16 protein-coding genes, 2 tRNA genes and 1 pseudogene are annotated in these 17,973 nt (G+C 71.3%); 3 read left to right on the plus strand and 16 right to left on the minus strand.

Features of this window, described 5'->3' with window-relative positions:
• Positions 1–122: 122 nt before the first annotated feature.
• From ACFWTC_RS26475 to ACFWTC_RS26510, 8 genes are all read right to left on the minus strand, one after another.
• Positions 123–195: transfer RNA gene (locus ACFWTC_RS26475), tRNA-Ala, on the minus strand.
• A gap of 131 nt (positions 196–326) precedes the next feature.
• Positions 327–560, minus strand: a complete 234-nt coding sequence (locus ACFWTC_RS26480) for a hypothetical protein (protein WP_267718557.1) — start codon at positions 558–560, stop codon at positions 327–329.
• 145 nt (positions 561–705) lie between these two features.
• A tRNA-Ala gene (locus tag ACFWTC_RS26485) sits at positions 706–778 on the minus strand.
• A 124-nt stretch (positions 779–902) separates the two neighbouring features.
• A complete protein-coding gene (locus ACFWTC_RS26490; RefSeq protein WP_383915409.1) occupies positions 903–1,559 on the minus strand; it encodes a histidine phosphatase family protein in 657 nt (218 codons plus the stop codon).
• Positions 1,556–2,002, minus strand: coding sequence for a ribosome silencing factor (gene rsfS, locus ACFWTC_RS26495; RefSeq protein WP_267718558.1), 447 nt, complete (start codon positions 2,000–2,002; stop codon positions 1,556–1,558). Before rsfS ends, ACFWTC_RS26490 begins: the two co-directional genes overlap by 4 nt.
• Positions 2,003–2,122: 120 nt before the next feature.
• A complete protein-coding gene (locus ACFWTC_RS26500) occupies positions 2,123–3,889 on the minus strand; it encodes a LytR C-terminal domain-containing protein (protein ID WP_384028008.1) in 1,767 nt (588 codons plus the stop codon).
• Between the two features lie 23 nt (positions 3,890–3,912).
• A complete protein-coding gene (nadD, locus tag ACFWTC_RS26505; protein ID WP_383915257.1) occupies positions 3,913–4,530 on the minus strand; it encodes a nicotinate-nucleotide adenylyltransferase in 618 nt (205 codons plus the stop codon).
• A gap of 84 nt (positions 4,531–4,614) precedes the next feature.
• Positions 4,615–4,779, minus strand: a complete 165-nt coding sequence (locus ACFWTC_RS26510; RefSeq protein WP_267718561.1) for a hypothetical protein — start codon at positions 4,777–4,779, stop codon at positions 4,615–4,617.
• A gap of 141 nt (positions 4,780–4,920) precedes the next feature.
• Between ACFWTC_RS26510 and ACFWTC_RS26515 the strand changes: the two genes are divergently transcribed.
• Complete coding sequence (locus tag ACFWTC_RS26515; RefSeq protein WP_383915256.1) at positions 4,921–6,018, plus strand: M48 family metallopeptidase; 1,098 nt, start codon at positions 4,921–4,923, stop codon at positions 6,016–6,018.
• Here ACFWTC_RS26515 and ACFWTC_RS26520 read toward each other — a convergent pair.
• From ACFWTC_RS26520 to ACFWTC_RS26550, 7 genes and pseudogenes are all read right to left on the minus strand, one after another.
• The gene (locus ACFWTC_RS26520) at positions 6,002–7,150 is read right to left on the minus strand and encodes a hypothetical protein (RefSeq protein ID WP_383915255.1); all 1,149 of its coding nucleotides are present in this window, start codon (positions 7,148–7,150) and stop codon (positions 6,002–6,004) included. The two genes, ACFWTC_RS26515 and ACFWTC_RS26520, sit on opposite strands and share 17 nt — an antisense overlap.
• A 70-nt stretch (positions 7,151–7,220) precedes the next feature.
• Positions 7,221–7,763: a hypothetical protein gene (locus ACFWTC_RS26525; protein WP_383915254.1), complete on the minus strand. Its 543-nt coding sequence runs from the start codon at positions 7,761–7,763 to the stop codon at positions 7,221–7,223.
• Between the two features lie 77 nt (positions 7,764–7,840).
• On the minus strand, positions 7,841–9,124 hold the full coding sequence (locus ACFWTC_RS26530) for a glutamate-5-semialdehyde dehydrogenase (RefSeq protein ID WP_383915253.1): 1,284 nt from the start codon (positions 9,122–9,124) through the stop codon (positions 7,841–7,843).
• 265 nt (positions 9,125–9,389) lie between these two features.
• The gene (locus tag ACFWTC_RS26535) at positions 9,390–9,836 is read right to left on the minus strand and encodes a hypothetical protein (protein WP_383915252.1); all 447 of its coding nucleotides are present in this window, start codon (positions 9,834–9,836) and stop codon (positions 9,390–9,392) included.
• A 55-nt stretch (positions 9,837–9,891) separates the two neighbouring features.
• A complete protein-coding gene (gene proB / locus ACFWTC_RS26540) occupies positions 9,892–11,019 on the minus strand; it encodes a glutamate 5-kinase (RefSeq protein ID WP_383915251.1) in 1,128 nt (375 codons plus the stop codon).
• 225 nt (positions 11,020–11,244) lie between these two features.
• Positions 11,245–11,658: pseudogene (locus tag ACFWTC_RS26545) on the minus strand (GtrA family protein); the annotation flags it as partial.
• On the minus strand, positions 11,655–12,680 hold the full coding sequence (locus ACFWTC_RS26550; RefSeq protein ID WP_383915250.1) for a glycosyltransferase family 2 protein: 1,026 nt from the start codon (positions 12,678–12,680) through the stop codon (positions 11,655–11,657). The gene ACFWTC_RS26550 and the pseudogene ACFWTC_RS26545, both read right to left, overlap by 4 nt.
• A gap of 171 nt (positions 12,681–12,851) precedes the next feature.
• Between ACFWTC_RS26550 and ACFWTC_RS26555 the strand changes: the two genes are divergently transcribed.
• Positions 12,852–15,728, plus strand: a complete 2,877-nt coding sequence (locus ACFWTC_RS26555; protein WP_384028009.1) for a CDP-glycerol glycerophosphotransferase family protein — start codon at positions 12,852–12,854, stop codon at positions 15,726–15,728.
• Complete coding sequence (locus ACFWTC_RS26560; RefSeq protein WP_383915248.1) at positions 15,725–16,897, plus strand: glycosyltransferase; 1,173 nt, start codon at positions 15,725–15,727, stop codon at positions 16,895–16,897. Before ACFWTC_RS26555 ends, ACFWTC_RS26560 begins: the two co-directional genes overlap by 4 nt.
• A gap of 76 nt (positions 16,898–16,973) precedes the next feature.
• Here the strand turns inward: ACFWTC_RS26560 and galE are convergent, their stop codons facing one another.
• Positions 16,974–17,954 (minus strand): UDP-glucose 4-epimerase GalE, encoded by a 981-nt coding sequence (galE, locus tag ACFWTC_RS26565; protein ID WP_383928040.1) that lies wholly within the window; start codon positions 17,952–17,954, stop codon positions 16,974–16,976.
• Positions 17,955–17,973 lie beyond the last annotated feature (19 nt).

Genomic DNA, 17,973 nt, shown 5'->3' on the forward strand with positions numbered 1-17,973 from the left:
GCCCGCTCGCCCCCTCCGCGTCGTGGATGCGGCGGCGGCGCCGGCCCCACAACCGCAACCTGCACCGCACCCGGCAAAACCACACGGGGCCCACCCTATCGGGGTGCCCCGCTTCTTCACTGTGGAGCTATGGAGAATTGAACTCCAGACCTCCTGCATGCCATGCAGGCGCTCTACCAACTGAGCTATAGCCCCTCGTACTGCCTGTCGCTCGGTGTCCCTTGCCGGTTCCCCTCGGCGACGTCTCAAACATTACACGGTCATGGCCCTGGTCCAAAAATCGATTTCCACCGACCACGGGCCATGTCCGTTTTAGCCTGCTTACGTCACGCTCGGGCGAACTGGTAGAACCGCTTGAGCGTGCAGTGCTCGTCGAGCAGCCGGCCGTAGATCGGCTCCCCTTCCAGCTCACGGTAGGTCTCGATCGGATCGCCTTTTATGATCAGCGCCCGTGCGCATTCCTCGCACCAGTACTGGTAGTCGGAGTTGACCGGGTCCATGTCCCGCACGATCGGCGTGCCGTTGTTGCACCAGTCGCACCGCCGCCGGTGTGCACCCATCCGTCAGCGACTCCCTCCCGCGTCGGGCCGTCGTGTCCCCCTCCGGCGGTCCGATTCTGCCATGCCGGTACAGGCCCGGCCAGCAAGCGCAAAGGGGGCAAAAGCAAGAATCCCGCCCCCAGTTGGGGACGGGATTCTGATTTTGTGGAGCTAAGGAGAATTGAACTCCTGACCTCCTGCATGCCATGCAGGCGCTCTACCAACTGAGCTATAGCCCCGCTCTCCGCCGCGCTCCCCCCGTCTCCGGTGTTCTGCGCTGCGAACAAGAAGAACTCTAGCCTGCGACCAGCCGGAAAGTGAAATCCGGGTGGCTGCCCCGGCAGGAGGGCCGCGGGGAGCTGCTCAGTCGTCGTCTCCGAGCACCGGTTCGGGGAGCGTTCCGGCGTTGTGCTCCATCAGGCGCCAGCCGCGCGCGCCCTCGCCGAGGACGGACCAGCAGCAGTTGGAGAGCCCGCCGAGGCCCTCCCAGTAGTACGAGTCCAGGCCCAGCAGACGGCCGATGGTCGTACGGATCGTGCCGCCGTGGCTGACGACGACGAGCGTCCCGCCCCGCGGCAGCCGGCCGGTGTGCTCCAGCACCACGGGCGCGGCGCGGTCGGCGACCTCGGTCTCCAGTTCGCCACCGCCCCTGCGGACCGGTTCGCCGCGCTTCCACGCCGCGTACTGCTCGCCGTACTTCTCGAGGATCTCGTCGTGCGTGAGGCCCTGCCACTCCCCCGCGTACGTCTCCCGCAGCGCCGGGGTGTGCTCGACCGTCAGGCCGGTGACGGCCGCCAGCTCGGCAGCCGTGGCCGAAGCCCGGCTGAGGTCGGAGGCCACGATGGCGTCCGGCTTCAGCGAGGCGAGGAGCCGGGCGGCGCGGCGCGCCTGCGCCACACCCGCATCGGTCAGCTCGATGTCCGTGGAGCCCTGGAAGCGTCGCTCCAGGTTCCACGCGGTCTGGCCGTGCCGCCACAGGACGATCTTCCTGGTGGTCGTGCCGGAGGTGGTCCCGCTCAGAACAGATCACCGTCCAGCTCGTCGTCGCCCGCCGCCTCGCGCAGCTTGGCGTGCTCCTCGGCCTTGCCGAGCGTGAGCTTGGCGTCCTCGGGCAGCTCGATCTCGGGGCAGTCCTTCCACAGGCGCTCCAGCGCGTAGAAGACGCGCTCCTCGCTGTGCTGGACGTGGACGACGATGTCGACGTAGTCGAGCAGGATCCAGCGGGCGTCGCGGTCGCCCTCACGGCGCACCGGCTTGGCGCCGAGCTCCTTGAGGAGGCGCTCCTCGATCTCGTCGACGATCGACTTGACCTGGCGGTCGTTGGGCGCCGATGCGAGCAGGAAGGCATCGGTGATCGACAGCACGTCGCTGACGTCGTACGCGATGATGTCGTGCGCGAGCCGGTCGGCCGCGGCCTGGGCGGCGGCGGTGATGAGCTCGATGGAGCGGTCCGTGGCGGTCACTGGCCATGCTTTCGGGTTGGCGGGCAGATCCTTACAAGGGTCTCATGTACCGCCGACACCGCCCGCGCGGAACGTCCCGCGCGGGCGCGACCGCGCCTGCGAACCCGTTCGGGGCCCGGGTCAGGATGGTTTGTAGTCCTTTCCGAGGATCACCACGACGTCCGCGTTCACCGCGTTCTCGGCCTTCTTCACGACCGTCTCGGGCAGGCCCAGCGTCTTGGCGACCTCGACGGCCCGGTCCCGCTGGGCGTCGTCCTGGTACGTGATCTGGGACGCGGCCGCCATCTTGCCGGCCTTGCCGCCGTCCACGAAGGCGTAGCCGCCGTTGAGCAGCGCGGCCCTCGCCGCCGCCTGCGCCTTGTCGTCGCCGGTGGCGTCCTTCAGGCCCACCCGGGGGGTGGCGCCGGGCTGCGTGGCCGAGACCGAGCCGCCGAGGACCTCCTTGACGACCTTCTTGTTCGTCTCGTCCGTGAGGGTGCCGTCCGGCTTCACCGCGAGGACGTCCGTGCGGTACGCGCCCACCTTGGCGTGCTCGCCGAGCCGGGACAGCAGGGCGCCGAGGGTCTGCGCGTCGAGCGCCGGGTCGAGGATCTGGCCGATGCTCTCGACCGTCACCGCCGCCGCCTTGGGATCGCCCGGCACCTTGCGCAGGACCCCTTGGAGCACCCGGCCCATGCGTTCCTGCTGCTTGGACTCCGGCTCGCCCTGGGCGCGGTACGTGGCGTACGCGACGGCCATCGGGCCGCTCAGGCTCTGCTTCTCGCCCTGCCCGACGGCGGGGGTCTTCGCGGCGTCGTCGGCCGGGACCGCGGCGTCGGTGTCGGTCTCGATGCCGCCGACGAGCTCGACCAGGTTCTCCAGGAACGGGGTGTCCAGCCGCCAGGTGCCGCCGATGCTGGTGCCGAGCACCGAGTCCAGGGACTCGCGGGTGCCGAGGCCGCCGTCCTCGACCGATTTGCCGAGGGTGGTGGCGGTGCCGTCGGCCGCGGGGACACCGAGGGCGTTCGGCAGCAGGACCGTGGCCCCCTGCTTGGCGGTGACGTTGTCGACGAGCAGCGCCGAGGAGGTGCCGCCCTTCTTCGTGTTGTGCAGGTGGACGACGATCATGTCCCGCTTCTGCGCGCCGGCGCCGGCCGTCGCGGCGGTCTTGTCCTTCCCCGGTCCGTCGAGGAACGGCAGCTTGCCCTGGTACCAGAGGTAGCCGAGGCCCGCGACGACGAACAGGGCGAGGACGACGATCAGCGCCACCACCCGGTTGCGGCCGCGGCGGCGGATCTCCTCGCGGCGCTCGGTCCGGCTCTCGGTGAACTTGAGCCAGTCGATGACGTCCTCGGAGTCCTCGTCCGGCTGGTCGATGAAGGAGAACTGCTCGGTGCGGTAGTCGGGGGCGGCGTCCGCGTCGGAGCGGCGCGGCTCGGGGACCTGCGCCGCGGGCGGCCCGGGGCGGGGCGCCGGCTCCGGCGGCGCCTGGGGGGCGGCCTGCTGCGGGGCGGTTTGCTGCGGGATCCACTGCTGGGTCTGCTGCGTGTCGTACCCGTAGGCGGGTGCCTGGGGGTACTCCTGCTGCGCGTACTCCTGGGCGGGCGGCTGCGAGGCGTAGTAGTCCTGCTGCTGCGGTTGCCGGCCGTAGTCCTGCTGCTGGTCGTAACCCTGCTGGTCGTAGCCGTAGGACCGGTCGTCGTACTGCTGCCCGTACTGCTGCGGGTCGTACTGCTGCTGCTCGTACGGCTGCTCGTACTGCTGCTGTTCGTACCGGGGCGCGGGCGGAACGGGCCGGTCGGGCTGCGCGGGCGCCGGGCCGTACACCGGCCGCCCGTACGCGTCGTAGCCGATGAGCTGCTGCTCCTGGGCTGCGTACGGGTCGTACGCGTCCTGTCGGTCGTTCACGCGGGGCCCCTCTCTCCGGAAGCTCAGGCTCCCCGGTACAGCTCACGCTTGTCGATGTAACGCACGACACCGTCCGGCACCAGATACCAGACCGGGTCCGCCTTGGCGACCCGCGCCCGGCAGTCGGTGGACGAGATGGCCAGCGCGGGCACCTCGACCAGGGAGACGCCGCCTTCGGGCAGGCCGTCGTCGGTGAGCACGTGGCCCGGCCGGGTGACCCCGATGAAATGCGCGAGGGAGAAGAGCTCGTCGGCATTGCGCCAGGTCAGGATCTGCGCGAGCGCGTCGGCACCGGTGATGAAGAAGAGGTCGGCGTCGTCGTTCAGCGCCTTCAGATCGCGCAGGGTGTCGATCGTGTACGTCGGCCCGCCGCGGTCGATGTCGATGCGGCTCACCGAGAACTGGGGGTTCGAGGCCGTGGCGATGACCGTCATCAGGTAGCGGTCCTCGGCGGCGGACACGGCGCCCTGCGACTTCTGCCACGGCTCACCGGTCGGTACGAACACCACCTCGTCGAGATGGAACAGGGCGGCCACTTCGCTGGCCGCCACCAGGTGTCCGTGGTGGATCGGGTCGAATGTCCCGCCCATGACGCCGAGCCGGCGCTTGACCGGGCCGGTAGGCATTTCCTGCTCTCCCATGAGCGCAGAGCCTACTGGCCCGGTGGAGCGGCCCGGACCCGCTTGCGAGCCCGTACGGGACACCGGTGCGAAACCGTCCGCGGTCTAGCGGTCGCGGTTCAGGCGGGTGGTGATCCAGAGCATCAGGAGCAGGATGCCGAGCGCGGCGCCACCGGTCAGGTACGGGTTCAGGCTGCTGTGGTTGCCGCCGTGCTCGGCCCCCTCCGATGCGAGGACGACCAGGTTGTGGGCGGTGGAGGAGAGGCTCATCAGGCAGGTACCTATCGAGTCGGGGGAGCGGGCGGAGACTTCGCTCACATCGTATGCGGGGGCCTGGGGCACGCTCACGTCGACTCAGGCGTTGGAGAGGATAGACGCACGGCCAGGCAGGCCGATCCAGGGGAGGGCGCAATGACGGAGAAGACGGGTTTCGAGAAGGCACCGGCGCGGGACCGCAGGAGGTTCCCCGGTATTTCCTCGCGGGCGTACGAGCACCCCGCGGACCGTTCGGCGCTGGTGGCGCTGCGGAAGCTGAGCGGCTTCGACACGGTGTTCAAGGCCCTGAGCGGGCTCCTCCCGGAGCGGAGCCTGCGGCTGCTGTTCCTGTCGGAGTCGGTGCGGGTCAGCGATGCGCAGTTCCCCCACCTCCACACGATGCTCCGCGACGCGTGTTACATCCTGGACCTGGAGAAGGTCCCCCAGATGTACGTGCAGCAGGACCCGAAGCCCAACGCCATGTGCATCGGCCTCGACGAGCCGATCATAGTGGTGACGACGGGCCTGGTCGAGCTGCTCGACGAGGAGGAGATGCGGGCGGTGGTGGGCCACGAGGTGGGCCACGCCCTCTCCGGGCACGCCGTGTACCGCACGATCCTGCTGTTCCTGACGGGTCTGGCGCTGAAGGTGGCCTGGATCCCCCTGGGCAATGTGGCGATCATGGCGCTCGTGACCGCGCTGCGGGAGTGGTTCCGCAAGTCGGAGCTCTCGGCGGACCGGGCCGGGCTTCTGGTGGGCCAGGACCCGCAGGCCTCGATGCGCGGGCTGATGAAGATCGCGGGAGGCAACCACCTCCACGAGATGAACGTGGACGCCTTCCTCGCCCAGGCCGAGGAGTACGAGTCGAGCGGCGATCTGCGCGACTCCGTGCTGAAGATCCTCAACGTGCTGCCCCGGACGCACCCCTTCACCACGGTGCGGGCGGCCGAGCTGAAGAAGTGGGCGGAGAGCCGCGACTACCAGCGGATCATGGACGGCCACTACCCGCGGCGGGACGAGGACAAGGACGCCTCGGTGAGCGACTCGTTCCGGCAGTCGGCCACGCACTACGCCGACGCGGTGCGCACCAGCAAGGACCCGCTGATGAAGCTGGTCGGCGACATCGCGGGCGGTACGGCCGACCTGGGCGGCAAGCTGCGCGACCGGTTCACCGGAGCCGGTGCGGGTTCCGGTGCGGGCGGCGGCTCGGCCGCCGGCACGGAGGGCAAGGGAGGGGCTACGGACCAGGGCTGACGGGCGCGGCCCCCGGGGTCGCGGGCGCCGCCAGTACGCCGCACAGCCCGGCCGCGCGCCGCGGGTGGCCGCTGGCGTACGGGTCGCTCGCGGCCGGGCCCACCGTGGTCGGGGCGGCTCCGGCCGGCAGCGGGCGGAAGCCCGCGGCCGGGTCGGCGGAGCAGTCCTGCGGTCCGGCCATCACGTAGGCCGAGGCGAGTTCCGCGCGACGGGCACCCAGGTCGTCCCGGTCGAAGCGCAGCCGCAGCTCGCGCCGCACCGTGAAGAGCGAGGCGCCGTCGGCGGCGGCCGGAGGCCCGGTGGCCGGGCGGACGGCGTAGACGAAGGTGTGGTCGGTGGTCACCTCCAGTACGTCGGGGGCCTGCTCCTCGAAGCCGAGGGTTCCGCTGACCCGGACCCGGGGATCCGCGACGACGGCGGTTCCCGGGTCGAAGCGGACCAGCCAGCCCGTCGCCGCGTGCCGGCCGTCTCCGGAGGGCGAGGCCATGCTCCGGTCGAACTGCGTCAGCTGGTCGGGGTCGATGAGCACCCGGACCGGGCGGGAGGCGGTGCCGGCCAGGACGTCGGGGTCCAGGGAGGACTGCACCAGGTAGTCCTTGGCGATGGACAGGGCGATGGCCACCTGGCCGTCGGTGAAGTGCGGGGTGCGGCGCACGGCGGGCATGGTGATCCCGACCGCTCCGATGCGGTAGTCGGCCGCGGGGCTCTGCGCGAACAGGTCGGCGGGCTGCCCGCCGGGTACGGGCGTGCCGGGCGCCAGCGGCACGACGGTGCTGGTGAGGGGCTCGGCCACCCCGTCGGGCGGGGGGACGTACGGGTTGCGCAGCCCCATGTAGACCGCCGTGGCGAAGGCCAGGGCGATGAACAGCACCAGCAGCCGGCCCTGTCGGGCGCCCCGGCCGGGAGGGCCGCCGCGGGAGCCCGCGCCTCCCCCGACGGACCAGATGGAGCGGCTGCGCACGGCGCGGGCGTGTTCGCCCATGCGTTCATTCGCGGAGTACTCCTGGATCCGGGCAGCCCGTACGAAGTCCTCGTCGAACACCACCGACCGGTACTCGTCCGCCCGGAACTCGTCGTCGTCACCGCCGGTGCCGTCGGGGGCGCCGTTGGGTGGATCGTCTGGTCCGGCCATCGCTTCTCCCCGCTGTCCCCGCTTCAGAGAAGCCCCCAGCTCCGGCGAAAATGCGAGTGGGGTCGTACCTTCAGGGTTGGCGGCCGACGGGGTCCATAAACGCGCCGGCGCCGCTGACTTCCCCCAATGGTGTACTGGCGGGGGCCGGAGCGGGGTCCGCCTGGCCCGAGGCGCTGCGGTAGACGGCGCTGAAGGCGAGCGCGACCATGCCGAGCCCCAGCACGAAGGCGAGGACCCAGGCGACGGGGCGGAGCCAGGGCGAGCGACCGCGGTAGGGGCGCAGGCTGCCGCCGTAGGCCCCGTACGGGCCGTCGTAGTAGCCCTGACGGTCGTGGTCCCAGCCGTGGTCCTCGTACCCGTCGGGGTGGGTGTACCCGTAGGTGTCGTCGTCGGCCGTCCATCCGCCCGCGACGGCGGTCCGGGCCGCTTCGGCCTCGGCGCGCGCCCGGTCGGCCGCCCTCTGGCGCTCGGCGGCGCTCGGTTCATGGATCTCGGCGTTCCGGACGAAGGCCTCGTCGAACACCACGGAGGCGAAGTCGTGATCCGCGCCTCCGCGGTCGTCGTCGGGCTCCCCGTCGTCCGGGAACGGCTTGCCCCCCACGTCGTCCGGCACAGGACCAAGCGTAGACCTGGGGGGCTCCTTTGGGCAGGGTGTACGGCTAATCCGGCCACCCGGTGTGGGAGGGCCGACTACCGAATGTGACCGTCTCCGGTGACGATGTACTTGGTGGAGGTGAGCTCCGGAAGGCCCATGGGGCCCCGGGCGTGCAGCTTCTGGGTGGAGATTCCGATCTCGGCGCCGAAACCGAACTGGCCACCGTCCGTGAACCGGGTGGAGGCGTTCACGGCGACCGTGGTCGAGTCGACCAGCTGGGTGAAGCGGCGGGCGGCGGCCTGTGAGGTGGTGACGATCGCCTCGGTGTGGCCGGAGGTCCAGCGGCGGATGTGGGCGACCGCGTCGTCCAGGGAATCCACGACGCCGGCCGCGATGTCGTAGGACAGGTACTCGGCGGCCCAGTCCTCGTCGGTCGCGGGCAGGGCGGTGACCTTGCTGTCCCGGGCGGCCGCGAGGACGCGGTCGTCGCCGTGCACGGTCACTCCGGCGTCGGCGAGGGCGTCGAGGGCGCGCGGCAGGAAGGCGTCGGCGATGTCGCGGTGGACCAGGAGGGTCTCGGCGGAGTTGCAGACCGAGGGCCGCTGGGCCTTGGAGTTGACGAGGATGTCCACGGCCATGGCGAGGTCGGCCTGGGCGTCGACGTAGACGTGGCAGTTGCCGGTGCCGGTCTCGATGACCGGGACCGTCGACTCCTCGACCACCGTCTTGATGAGGGAGGCTCCGCCGCGCGGGATGAGCACGTCGACGAGGCCGCGGGCGCGCATCAGCTCGCGGACGGAGTCGCGGGACTCCCCCGGGACCAGCTGGACGGCGTCGGCGGGCAGGCCCGCGCCCTCGACGGCGTCGCGGAGGACGGCGACGAGTGCGGTGTTGGAGGCGTAGGCGGAGGAGCTGCCGCGCAGGAGGACCGCGTTGCCGGACTTGAGGCAGAGGGCGGCGGCGTCGACGGTGACGTTGGGGCGGGCCTCGTAGATGATGCCGACGACGCCGAGCGGGACGCGGACCTGGCGGAGGTCGATGCCGTTGGGCAGGGTGTTGCCCCGGACGACCTCCCCGACGGGGTCGGGGAGGGCGGCGACGTCCCGCACGTCGGAGGCGATGGCGGCGACGCGCTCCGGGGTGAGGGTGAGGCGGTCGATGACGGTCTCGCTCGTGCCGGCGGCCCGCGCCTTGGCGGTGTCGACGGCGTTGGCCTCGACGATCTCGGCCGTACGGGCCTCCAGCGCGTCCGCGACGGCCAGCAGGGCCGCGTCTTTGGCGGACCGCGGGAGTGGGGCGAGGACGGCGGCGGCCGTGCGGGCGGCTCGCGCCGTGGCGAGGACGGGCGAGGTGGCGGTGGCGTCGTCGAGCGAGGTCATGCGGCCAGGGTAGTCCCCGGCCGGGCCGCGGCCGGCGGGGTCCCACCCCCCGAGACACCGGCGGGGCCGGAGATCCCTGGGGCTCCGCCCCAGACCCCGCGCCTCAAACGCCGGCGAGGCCGGATCTTGCGCAGCGGGGCCGGATGAATGCCCGCGGAGGGAAGGAATCCCGCACGGGTGGGGCGCCCTCACCGGCCGGTGCGGCCCGTGAGGGTCGGGGCGCCCGTCGGGGTCGGGGCCCGTCCCGGCGGCCAGGGGTGCGGGGTCAGTACGGGTGTACGCCCACCGGGTGGGCCGGGGGCGGGCCGTAGCCCTCCGCCACCCGCTGGTGGTAGGTGGCGCGGTCGATGACCTCCAGCCCGACGATCTCCCAGGGCGGCAGCTGCGCCGACGAGCGGTGCTCACCCCACAGCCGCAGGGCGACAGCCGCGGCGTCGTGGAGGTCGCGGGCCTCTTCCCAGTAGCGGATCTCGGCGTGGTCGTCGGCGTAGCGGCTCGTCAGCAGGAAGGGGTGGTCGTGGGCCAGCTGCTCCAGTCCGCGCCGGACCTCGGACAGCGGCGCCGGCTTGCCGGAGACGCTCAGGGTGACGTGCCACAGGCGGGAGTCGTGGTCCGGCTCCTGCTCGTGCCCGCCGCCCTCACCGTCCCCCGTACCGACGCTGGTCAGCGCTCGTCTCACCAGCCGCCTCCTGTCTCCGCTACGCGTGTCCACCCGCCCCTCACAGTTGACCAGTCCCCAGGCCCCCGCGCGGCGGTTTTACCGAACCTCAGCCCTGCAGCAGGACGAGATCGTCGCGGTGGACGACCTCCCGCTCGTACGCGGGTCCGAGTTCCCGAGCGAGCTCGCGGGTGGAGCGGCCGAGCAGCTGCGGAAGCTCTTTGGCGTCGAAGTTGACCAGGCCGCGCGCGACCGCCCGGCCCGAGGTGTCGCGCAGCTCCACCGGGTCCCCCGCGATGAAGTCGCCCTCGACGGCGGCGATGCCCGCGGGCAGCAGAGAACTGCCGCGCTCGGTGACGGCGCGGACCGCGCCCTCGTCCAGGACGAGGTGCCCCTGGGGGGTGGAGGCGTGCTGGAGCCAGAGCAGCCGGTCGCCGGAGCGGCGGCCCGTCGCGTGGAAGTGGGTGCCGGTGGCGCGCCCGGCCAGGGCGTCGGCGGCCTGGCTGGCGGAGGTCAGCACCACGGGGATGCCGGCGGCGGCGGCGATCCTCGCCGCCTCGACCTTGGTGACCATGCCGCCGGTGCCCACGCCGGCCTTGCCCGCGCTGCCGATGGAGACGTGCGCGATGTCCGCGGGGCCGCGGACCTCGTCGATCCGGGTGGTGCCGGGCAGGGAGGGGTCGCCGTCGTAGAGGCCGTCCACGTCGGAGAGCAGCACCAGCAGGTCGGCCCGTACGAGGTGGGCGACGAGGGCGGCCAGGCGGTCGTTGTCGCCGAAGCGGATCTCGTCCGTGGCGACGGTGTCGTTCTCGTTGACGACGGGCAGCGCGCCCATGGCGAGCAGCTGGTCCAGGGTCCGGTAGGCGTTGCGGTAGTGCGCCCGCCGGCTGGTGTCGTCGGTGGTGAGCAGGACCTGTCCGACGCGGATGCCGTAGCGGGCGAAGGAGGCGGTGTAGCGGGCGACGAGCAGGCCCTGCCCGACGCTGGCGGCGGCCTGCTGCCGGGCCAGGTCCTTGGGGCGGCGGCGCAGGCCGAGCGGGGAGAGGCCGGCGGCGATGGCTCCGCTGGAGACGAGGACGATCTCCTTCTCGCCGCCGCCGCGCGCCTTGGCCAGGACGTCCACCAGGGCGTCCACCCGGTCGGCGTCGAGGCCGCCCGCCGCCGTGGTCAGGGAGGAGGAGCCGACCTTGACCACGATCCTGCGGGCGTCCACGACACCTTGCCTAGCCGCTGACACGTATGTCCCCTTGCCCCTTGCCGAATGCCTGTGACCTCAATCTACGGGGTGGCCGGGAGGGGCTGCGCGGGGGTTTCAGACCCTGGACGACCCGCCCGGACCGCCGTGCCCGCCCTGACCGCCCCGCCCGACCTCGCCGGTCCGGCCGACCTCGCCGCCCCGGCCCGCCTCACCGGTCGTCCGGTCCGCCTCACCCGCCTCACCCGCCTGCCCCGCCGGTCCCGACCGCACGGGTTCCGGTTCCGCCTTCCCGCCCCGGGCGCCGCCCGGGACGAGGATCTTGCGGGAGAGCAGGTAGGTGAAGGGGATGGCCACGACCGCCGCGACCAGCGGGGCGATCCGCGTGCCGAGGCCGGCCCAGGTCACCAGGGCGTACAGCCCCACCGACTGGACGACGTAGTTGGTGACGTTCGTCAGGGGGAAGAGCAGGAACTTCTTCCAGGTGGGGCGGGTGCGGTAGGTGAAGTAGGTGTTCATGAAGAACGAGCCGACCATCGAGAGCAGGAAGGCGAGGGTGTAGGCGGCGAAGTACGGCATCCAGGGGTGCATGAGCAGGTACAGCAGGTAGAAGGTGCCGGTGTTGACGGCCCCCACGAGGCCGAAGCGGAAGAGCTGGCCGAGCTGTTGCCTTCTGCTCATCTGGTGCCGCGCTCCGCGCTGTGCTCGACGGCCGTCGCCTCTGCGGCCGGGCCGGACCTCCCCGGTTCCGCGGTCAGCGCCACGCGCGGGACGGGGTCGGAGCCGTGGGCTTCCTTCACCAGGAAGTGCGGCCGCCGCTTGGTCTCATAGTAGATGCGCCCGATGTACTCGCCGATCAGGCCGAGCATGATCATGTGTACGCCGCCGAGCCCCACGATGATCGCCACGAGGGTGACGTACCCCGGCGACTCGACGCCGTTGGTCATCGCCGCGACCGTGATCCACAGCGCGTAGAGCGCGGTCAGGGCCACCAGCGACACGCCGAGCCAGATGCCCGTCCGCAGCGGCCTGTTGTTGAAGGAGATCAGGCCGTCCATGCCGTAGTTCAGCAGGGCGCCGAACTTCCACTTCGTCTCGCCGGCCTCGCGCTGCGCGTTCCGGTAGTCGAAGTGGACCGTGTCGAAGCCGATCCAGGAGAACAGGCCCTTGGAGAAGCGGTTGTACTCCGGCAGCGACAGCAGCGCGTCCACGGCCGGACGCGAGAGCATGCGGAAGTCACCGACCCCGTCGGCGAGTTCCACGTCCACCCAGCGGTTGACCCCCCGGTAGTACAGCCGGCTGAGCACGGAGCGGACCTTCTTGTCCCCCTCGCGCGAACGGCGGGCGATGATCTGGTCGTGCCCCTGCCGGTGGTGCTCCAGCATGGTGGCGATGAGCTCCGGCGGGTGCTGGAGGTCGGCGTCCATGATCACGACGGCGTCGCCGGTGGACACGCGCAGGCCGGCGAGCATGCCGGCCTCCTTGCCGAAGTTGCGGCTGAAGGAGACGAAGCGGGTCCGCTCGCCGTGCTCGGCCGCGATCTTCCGCAGTTTGCGCAGCGTGCCGTCGCGGCTTCCGTCGTCGACGTAGCAGACCTCGTAGTCGACGGGGAGGGCGTCCAGGACCCTGCGGATCTCCACGTCGAAGCTGTCGATGACGGCTTCTTCGTTGAAGCAGGGGACAACTACGGACAGCTTGGTCATGAACACATCCTGCTGGGTCCGAACGGGTGATTGCCGACGACCGGACCTGCCACTCACCTCTTCCCCAGAACCCGCATGCCGAGCGTCGGCCTGCCTGAGTCGAGTGCGGTACGCGGTAGCTTTGACTGGTTAAGCGGAATCAGCTGAGCGAAACGAATCGAAGGGATCGAGGTGCACGTGCCCGACGTCTCCGTGGTCGTCATCGTCTACAACGACGCAGAGCGTCTGTCGACAGCAGTCCAGTCGGTTTTGGACCAGACCCTGCACGGGGTCGAGGTCGTGATCGTCGACGACTGCAGCAAGGACAGGTCCTTCACCGTCGCCCAGGAACTGGAAGCCGCGCACCCGGGGAAAGTGCGCGCGTTCCAACTTCCGGAGAACAGTGGGGGCTGCGGCGCCCCGCGCAACCACGGCATCGCGCAGGCCACCGGCACGTACGTCATGTTCCTGGACAGCGACGACGTGCTGGAGCGCAACGCCTGCCGGAACATGCTGGACGCCGCCGAGCGGACCGGCTCCGACCTGGTCTCGGGCATGTGCGTGCGCGTGCACCTCGAAAACCGGTGGGGCAAGACCACCGAGTGGTACCCGTGGATCTACTCGCGCACGCGCACGCTGGAGTCGATCACCGAGTTCCCCGACCTGCTGGTCTACGACACCCTCTCCACGAACAAGTGCTACCGGCGCTCGTTCCTGTTGGAGCAGGGCCTGGAGTTCCCGGTCGGCATCCACTACGAGGACCTGCTGTTCTCGGCGCAGGCGTACGTGGCGGCCCGGCGCATCACGCTGATCCCGAACCACGTCTACTTCTGGAACGTGATCGAGAAGGCCTCCGCCAAGTCGATCAGCAACCGGCGCCACGAGATCGCGAACTTCGTCCACCGGATGGAGATCCACCGCCGGGTGGACGAGCTGCTGGCCTCCAAGGGCCACACGGACATCAAGTCCGCGAAGGACGCCAAGTTCCTCAAGCACGACCTGGTGCTGCACCTGCGCGACCTGCCCCTGCTGGGCGACGCGTACCGCCAGGAGTTCGCCCGCCTGGCCAACGGCTACCTCGCCGGGATCGACCCGGCCGCGTACGAGAACGTCACGCGCCTCCAGGCGATCTGCGCCTACCTGCTCGGCAAGGAGGACTGGGACAACCTCCTCCCGGCCGCCGACGCCATGACGAACAAGGGACGGCTCTCCTCCCCCCTCGCCGAGCGCGACGGCCGCATCTACTGGTGCGCGCAGCACATTGACAACCCGGACGACACCGAGGCCCGCCGGATACTGGACGTCACCGGGGACGGCTTCCACACCACCCCGCTCTCCTCGCTCCAGCTGGGCAACCGCCTCACCTCCTACGAGGACGACGGGCGCGGCACCGTCACGCTGTCCGGCGCCGTCGTCAACCCGCTGGGCCGGATCCGGCCCGACGCCGAGCTGACCGCCACGCTCGAATTCCGGGCCCGGCGGCAGATCGGCGTCCGCTCGTTCAGCTTCCCGATGGCAACCGTGCGCCACGCCGGTGACACGATCGAGTGGAGCGGCAGCGCCGACATCGGCGGCACCGTCCGCCCGCTCGGCATCATCGACGCCGTGTGGGACGTCCGGCTCCGGCTGAACGCCGGGCGCGACCGCGTCACCACCCGCGTGTCGGTCGGCGCGGTCGACCTGGAGTCGGCGTCCCGGCTGCGCGTGCGCCCGCGGCTGACCCGGCTGGTCTCCGACCGCTTCGAGCCGGAGGTCACCAAGAAGGGCAACCTCTCCTACGTCCTGACCGCCGAGGGCGCCGCGGCCGTCCGCACCCAGACGCTGATCAACAACGCCATACACGGCAAGGCCGCCGGAGTGGTCAAGCGGGGCCTGCGCAAGGCCCTGCGGACCCGCCGGAACATGGGCTCGGGCGAGCAGAAGGTGAAGCTCTACCACGAGGTCTTCTCGAAGCTGCCCGTCAAGAAGGGCACGGTCGTCTTCGAGAGCCACATGGGCAAGCAGTACAGCGACAGCCCCAAGGCGATCTACGAGGAGATGGTGCGCCAGGGCGTCCCCTTCGAGGCGATCTGGTCGTACGCGGGCAAGCCCACCGGCTTCCCCAAGGAGGCCACCCTGGTGCGGCGCTGGAGCTGGCCCTACCTGCGGGCGCTGGCCCAGGCCGAGTTCTGGGTGGACAACCAGGGGTTCCCGCTGGCCCTCGCCAAGCGCCCGGGCACCACGTACATCCAGACCTGGCACGGCTCCGCGCTCAAGCGCATGGGCTTCCACGAGCCCCGCACCAAGGCGCAGGGACGGGCCGGCCAAGACCGGTTCCAGGCGGCCGTCGACCGCTTCGACCACTTCCTGATCCGCTCGGAGCACGACACCCGCACCCTCGCCAAGGGCTTCCGGCTGCGGGACGAGGTGCTGCTGCGCACCGGCTACCCGCGCAACGACGCCCTCGTCGAGGCGCACCGGTCCGAGGCGCAGAGCGGCGAGCGGGTGCGCGGCCCGCTCGCCGCGGAGCTGGGCATCGACCCGGAGAAGAAGGTGCTGCTGTACGCGCCGACGTTCCGGGCGAACGCGGACGGCGCGGTGGAGGGCTTCGAGTTCCCCTTCGACGTGGAGGAGTTCGCGGACCGGCTCGGGGACCGCTTCACCCTGCTGGTGCGGACCCACTACCTCAACAGCGTCTCCCTCCCGCCGTCCGTCGCGGGCCGGGTCCTCGACGTGTCGCGGCACCACGACATCACCCCGCTGCTGGCCCTCGCCGACGGTCTCATCACCGACTACTCGTCCGTGATGTTCGACTACGCGGCCCTGGACCGGCCGATGCTGTTCTTCGCGTACGACTACGAGAAGTACGCCACCGACATCCGCGGCACGTACTTCGACCTGAAGGAGAAGGCCCCGGGCCCGGTGGTGGCCACGGCGGACGAGCTGCTGCAGGCGCTCTCCGCCTTCGAGGAGGCGGACGCCAAGTACGCCGAGGCCCGCCAGCGCTTCCTCACCGAGTTCGGCGAGTACGACCGCGGGGACGCCGCGCGCCAGATCGTCGAGAAGTTCTTCACCAGGAGCGGCAAGTGAGCCAGCAGACCGCCACCCCGGGCGGCCGTGACATCTTCCTCGTCTCCAACAACGTCGACGAGCTCGGCGGCGTGACCACCTGGTCGCACCAGATGGCCCGGCTGTTCACCGACCGCGGCCACCGGGTGCACATCGTCGGCATCGCCCCGGTCGCCGAGGAGATCCGGCAGAAGCTCCCGGCGGACCTGCCGTACGCGACGACGACCCTGTACGCGTCCCAGCCGCCGCCGGCGCGCCGGCTCCAGGGCCTCAAGGGCCGGCTGAACGCGCCCGAACGGCGCCGCCAGGCGGCCCGGCGCGCGCTGATGCGGACCAAGGCCGAGCAGCTGAGCGAGCTGTTCCGGGCGGCCGCACCGGGCGCCGTCGTGATCGTCACCCAGGTGTGGGCGATGGAGTGGGTGGCGCTCGCCGACACCAAGGGGCTCAGCGTCATCGGCATGAGCCACGAGTCGTTCGAGGCCAGTCAGAAGTCCAGCCGCGGCGACCGGGTCCGCCGCCACTACCGCGAGGCGGACCGGCTGCTGGTGCTGACCGCCGAGGACGCGGACCTGTGGATCCGGGCGGGCATGGAGAACGTCGGCAGCATGCCGAACCCGCTGCCCTTCATGCCGGAGCAGCCCGCTCCGCGCACCGAGAAGGTCGTCGCCAGCGTCGGCCGCCTCGCGTTCGAGAAGGGCGTCGACCTGCTGCTCGACGCGTGGGCGGACGCCGCCCCGCACCACCCCGACTGGGTCCTGCGGATCTACGGCGCGGGCATCGAGGAGCCGACCCTGAGGGCGCACTGCTCCTCGCTGGGGCTGGACGACTCCGTGGAGTGGATGGGCAGTACGGACGACGTGCTGGGCGCGCTGCGCGGGGCCTCGGTCTTCGCGCAGGCCTCCCGGGCCGAGGGCTTCCCGATCACCCTGCTGGAGGCGATGGCGGCGGGCGTCCCGGCGGCGGCGTTCGACTGCGCGCCGGGTGTGCGGGAGATCGTCACGCACGGCGAGGACGGCCTGCTGGCCCGGCTGGGCAACACCATGGAGCTGGCCGGGCACCTGGACGCCCTGATGGCGGACCGCGAACTGCGCGACCGGCTCGGCGAGTCGGCCTTCCGCTCGGTGCAGCGGTACTCCAGCGCCGGGATCACCGACCGGTGGGAAGAGCTGTTCGCCTTCCTGGAGCGCTGACCGGCCCCGCCCCGGACACGACGCGGCCGCCCGCCCCCGACACCTCGGGGGCGGGCGGCCGCGTTACGACCGGGGGTCAGGCCTTGCGGTGGGCTTCCCAGCCGGCCCAGGCGGAGGTGACCATCTCGCGGACGTCGTGGCGGGCCTTCCAGCCCAGCTCGCTGCCGATGCGCTCGGCGGAGGCCACGACCTTCGCCGGGTCGCCGGGGCGGCGCGGGGAGACGACCGGGGCGTAGTCGTGCCCGGTGTTCTCGTTCAGGAGCTCGACCATCTCCCGGACGGAGACGCCCTCGCCGCGCCCGATGTTGACGGTCAGGTCCTTGTAGTCGCCGGCCGCGGCCCACTCGGCGAGCTTGCGGGCCGCCACCACGTGGGCGTCCGCGAGGTCCGCGACGTGGATGTAGTCGCGGACGCAGGTGCCGTCCGGGGTCGCGTAGTCGTCACCGAAGATCTTGGCGCCCTGGCCGGCGTCGTAGCGCTCGAAGACCATCGGGACCAGGTTGAAGACACCGGTGTCGGCGAGCTCGGGGGTCGCGGCCCCCGCCACGTTGAAGTAGCGCAGGCAGGCGGTGGAGATGCCGTGCGCCTTGCCGGCCGCGCGGACCAGCCACTCGCCGGCCAGCTTGGTCTCGCCGTACGGGCTCAGCGGCGCGCAGGGGGTGTCCTCGGTGACAAGCTCCACGTCGGGCATGCCGTAGACGGAGGCCGAGGAGGAGAAGAGGACGTTGCGGATGCCCGCGGCGGCCACGGCCTGGAGGAGGACCGCGAGGCCGCCCACGTTCTCGTGGTAGTAGTACATCGGCTTCTCGACGGACTCGCCGACCTGCTTCTTGCCCGCCAGGTGCACCACGCCGGTGATCCGGTAGTCGGCGATGGTCTTGTCGAGGACCAGCCGGTCCAGGACCGAGCCGATCACCAGCGGTACGCCCTCCGGGACGCGGTTCTCATTGCCCGTGGAGAGGTCGTCGAGGACGACCACCTGCTCCCCCGCGAGCAGCATCGCCCGGACGACGTGCGCGCCGATGTATCCGGCGCCCCCGGTGATCAGAAACGTCATGTGTGTCTCCCTGGTCCTG

Origin of the sequence: Streptomyces sp. NPDC058619 (assembly GCF_042717785.1) — a bacterium.
GTDB lineage: Bacteria > Actinomycetota > Actinomycetes > Streptomycetales > Streptomycetaceae > Streptomyces.

Coding starts and splice junctions, on each gene's coding strand:
- ACFWTC_RS26510 (WP_267718561.1), bottom strand. CDS start 4,779: ATGAGCCTCTCCTCCACCGCCCACAACCTGGTCGTCCTCGCATCGGAG.
- galE (WP_383928040.1), bottom strand. CDS start 17,954: ATGACGTTTCTGATCACCGGGGGCGCCGGATACATCGGCGCGCACGTC.
- ACFWTC_RS26530 (WP_383915253.1), bottom strand. CDS start 9,124: ATGACCTCGCTCGACGACGCCACCGCCACCTCGCCCGTCCTCGCCACG.
- ACFWTC_RS26515 (WP_383915256.1), top strand. CDS start 4,921: ATGACGGAGAAGACGGGTTTCGAGAAGGCACCGGCGCGGGACCGCAGG.
- ACFWTC_RS26550 (WP_383915250.1), bottom strand. CDS start 12,680: ATGACCAAGCTGTCCGTAGTTGTCCCCTGCTTCAACGAAGAAGCCGTC.
- nadD (WP_383915257.1), bottom strand. CDS start 4,530: ATGGGAGAGCAGGAAATGCCTACCGGCCCGGTCAAGCGCCGGCTCGGC.
- ACFWTC_RS26520 (WP_383915255.1), bottom strand. CDS start 7,150: ATGGCCGGACCAGACGATCCACCCAACGGCGCCCCCGACGGCACCGGC.
- ACFWTC_RS26480 (WP_267718557.1), bottom strand. CDS start 560: ATGGGTGCACACCGGCGGCGGTGCGACTGGTGCAACAACGGCACGCCG.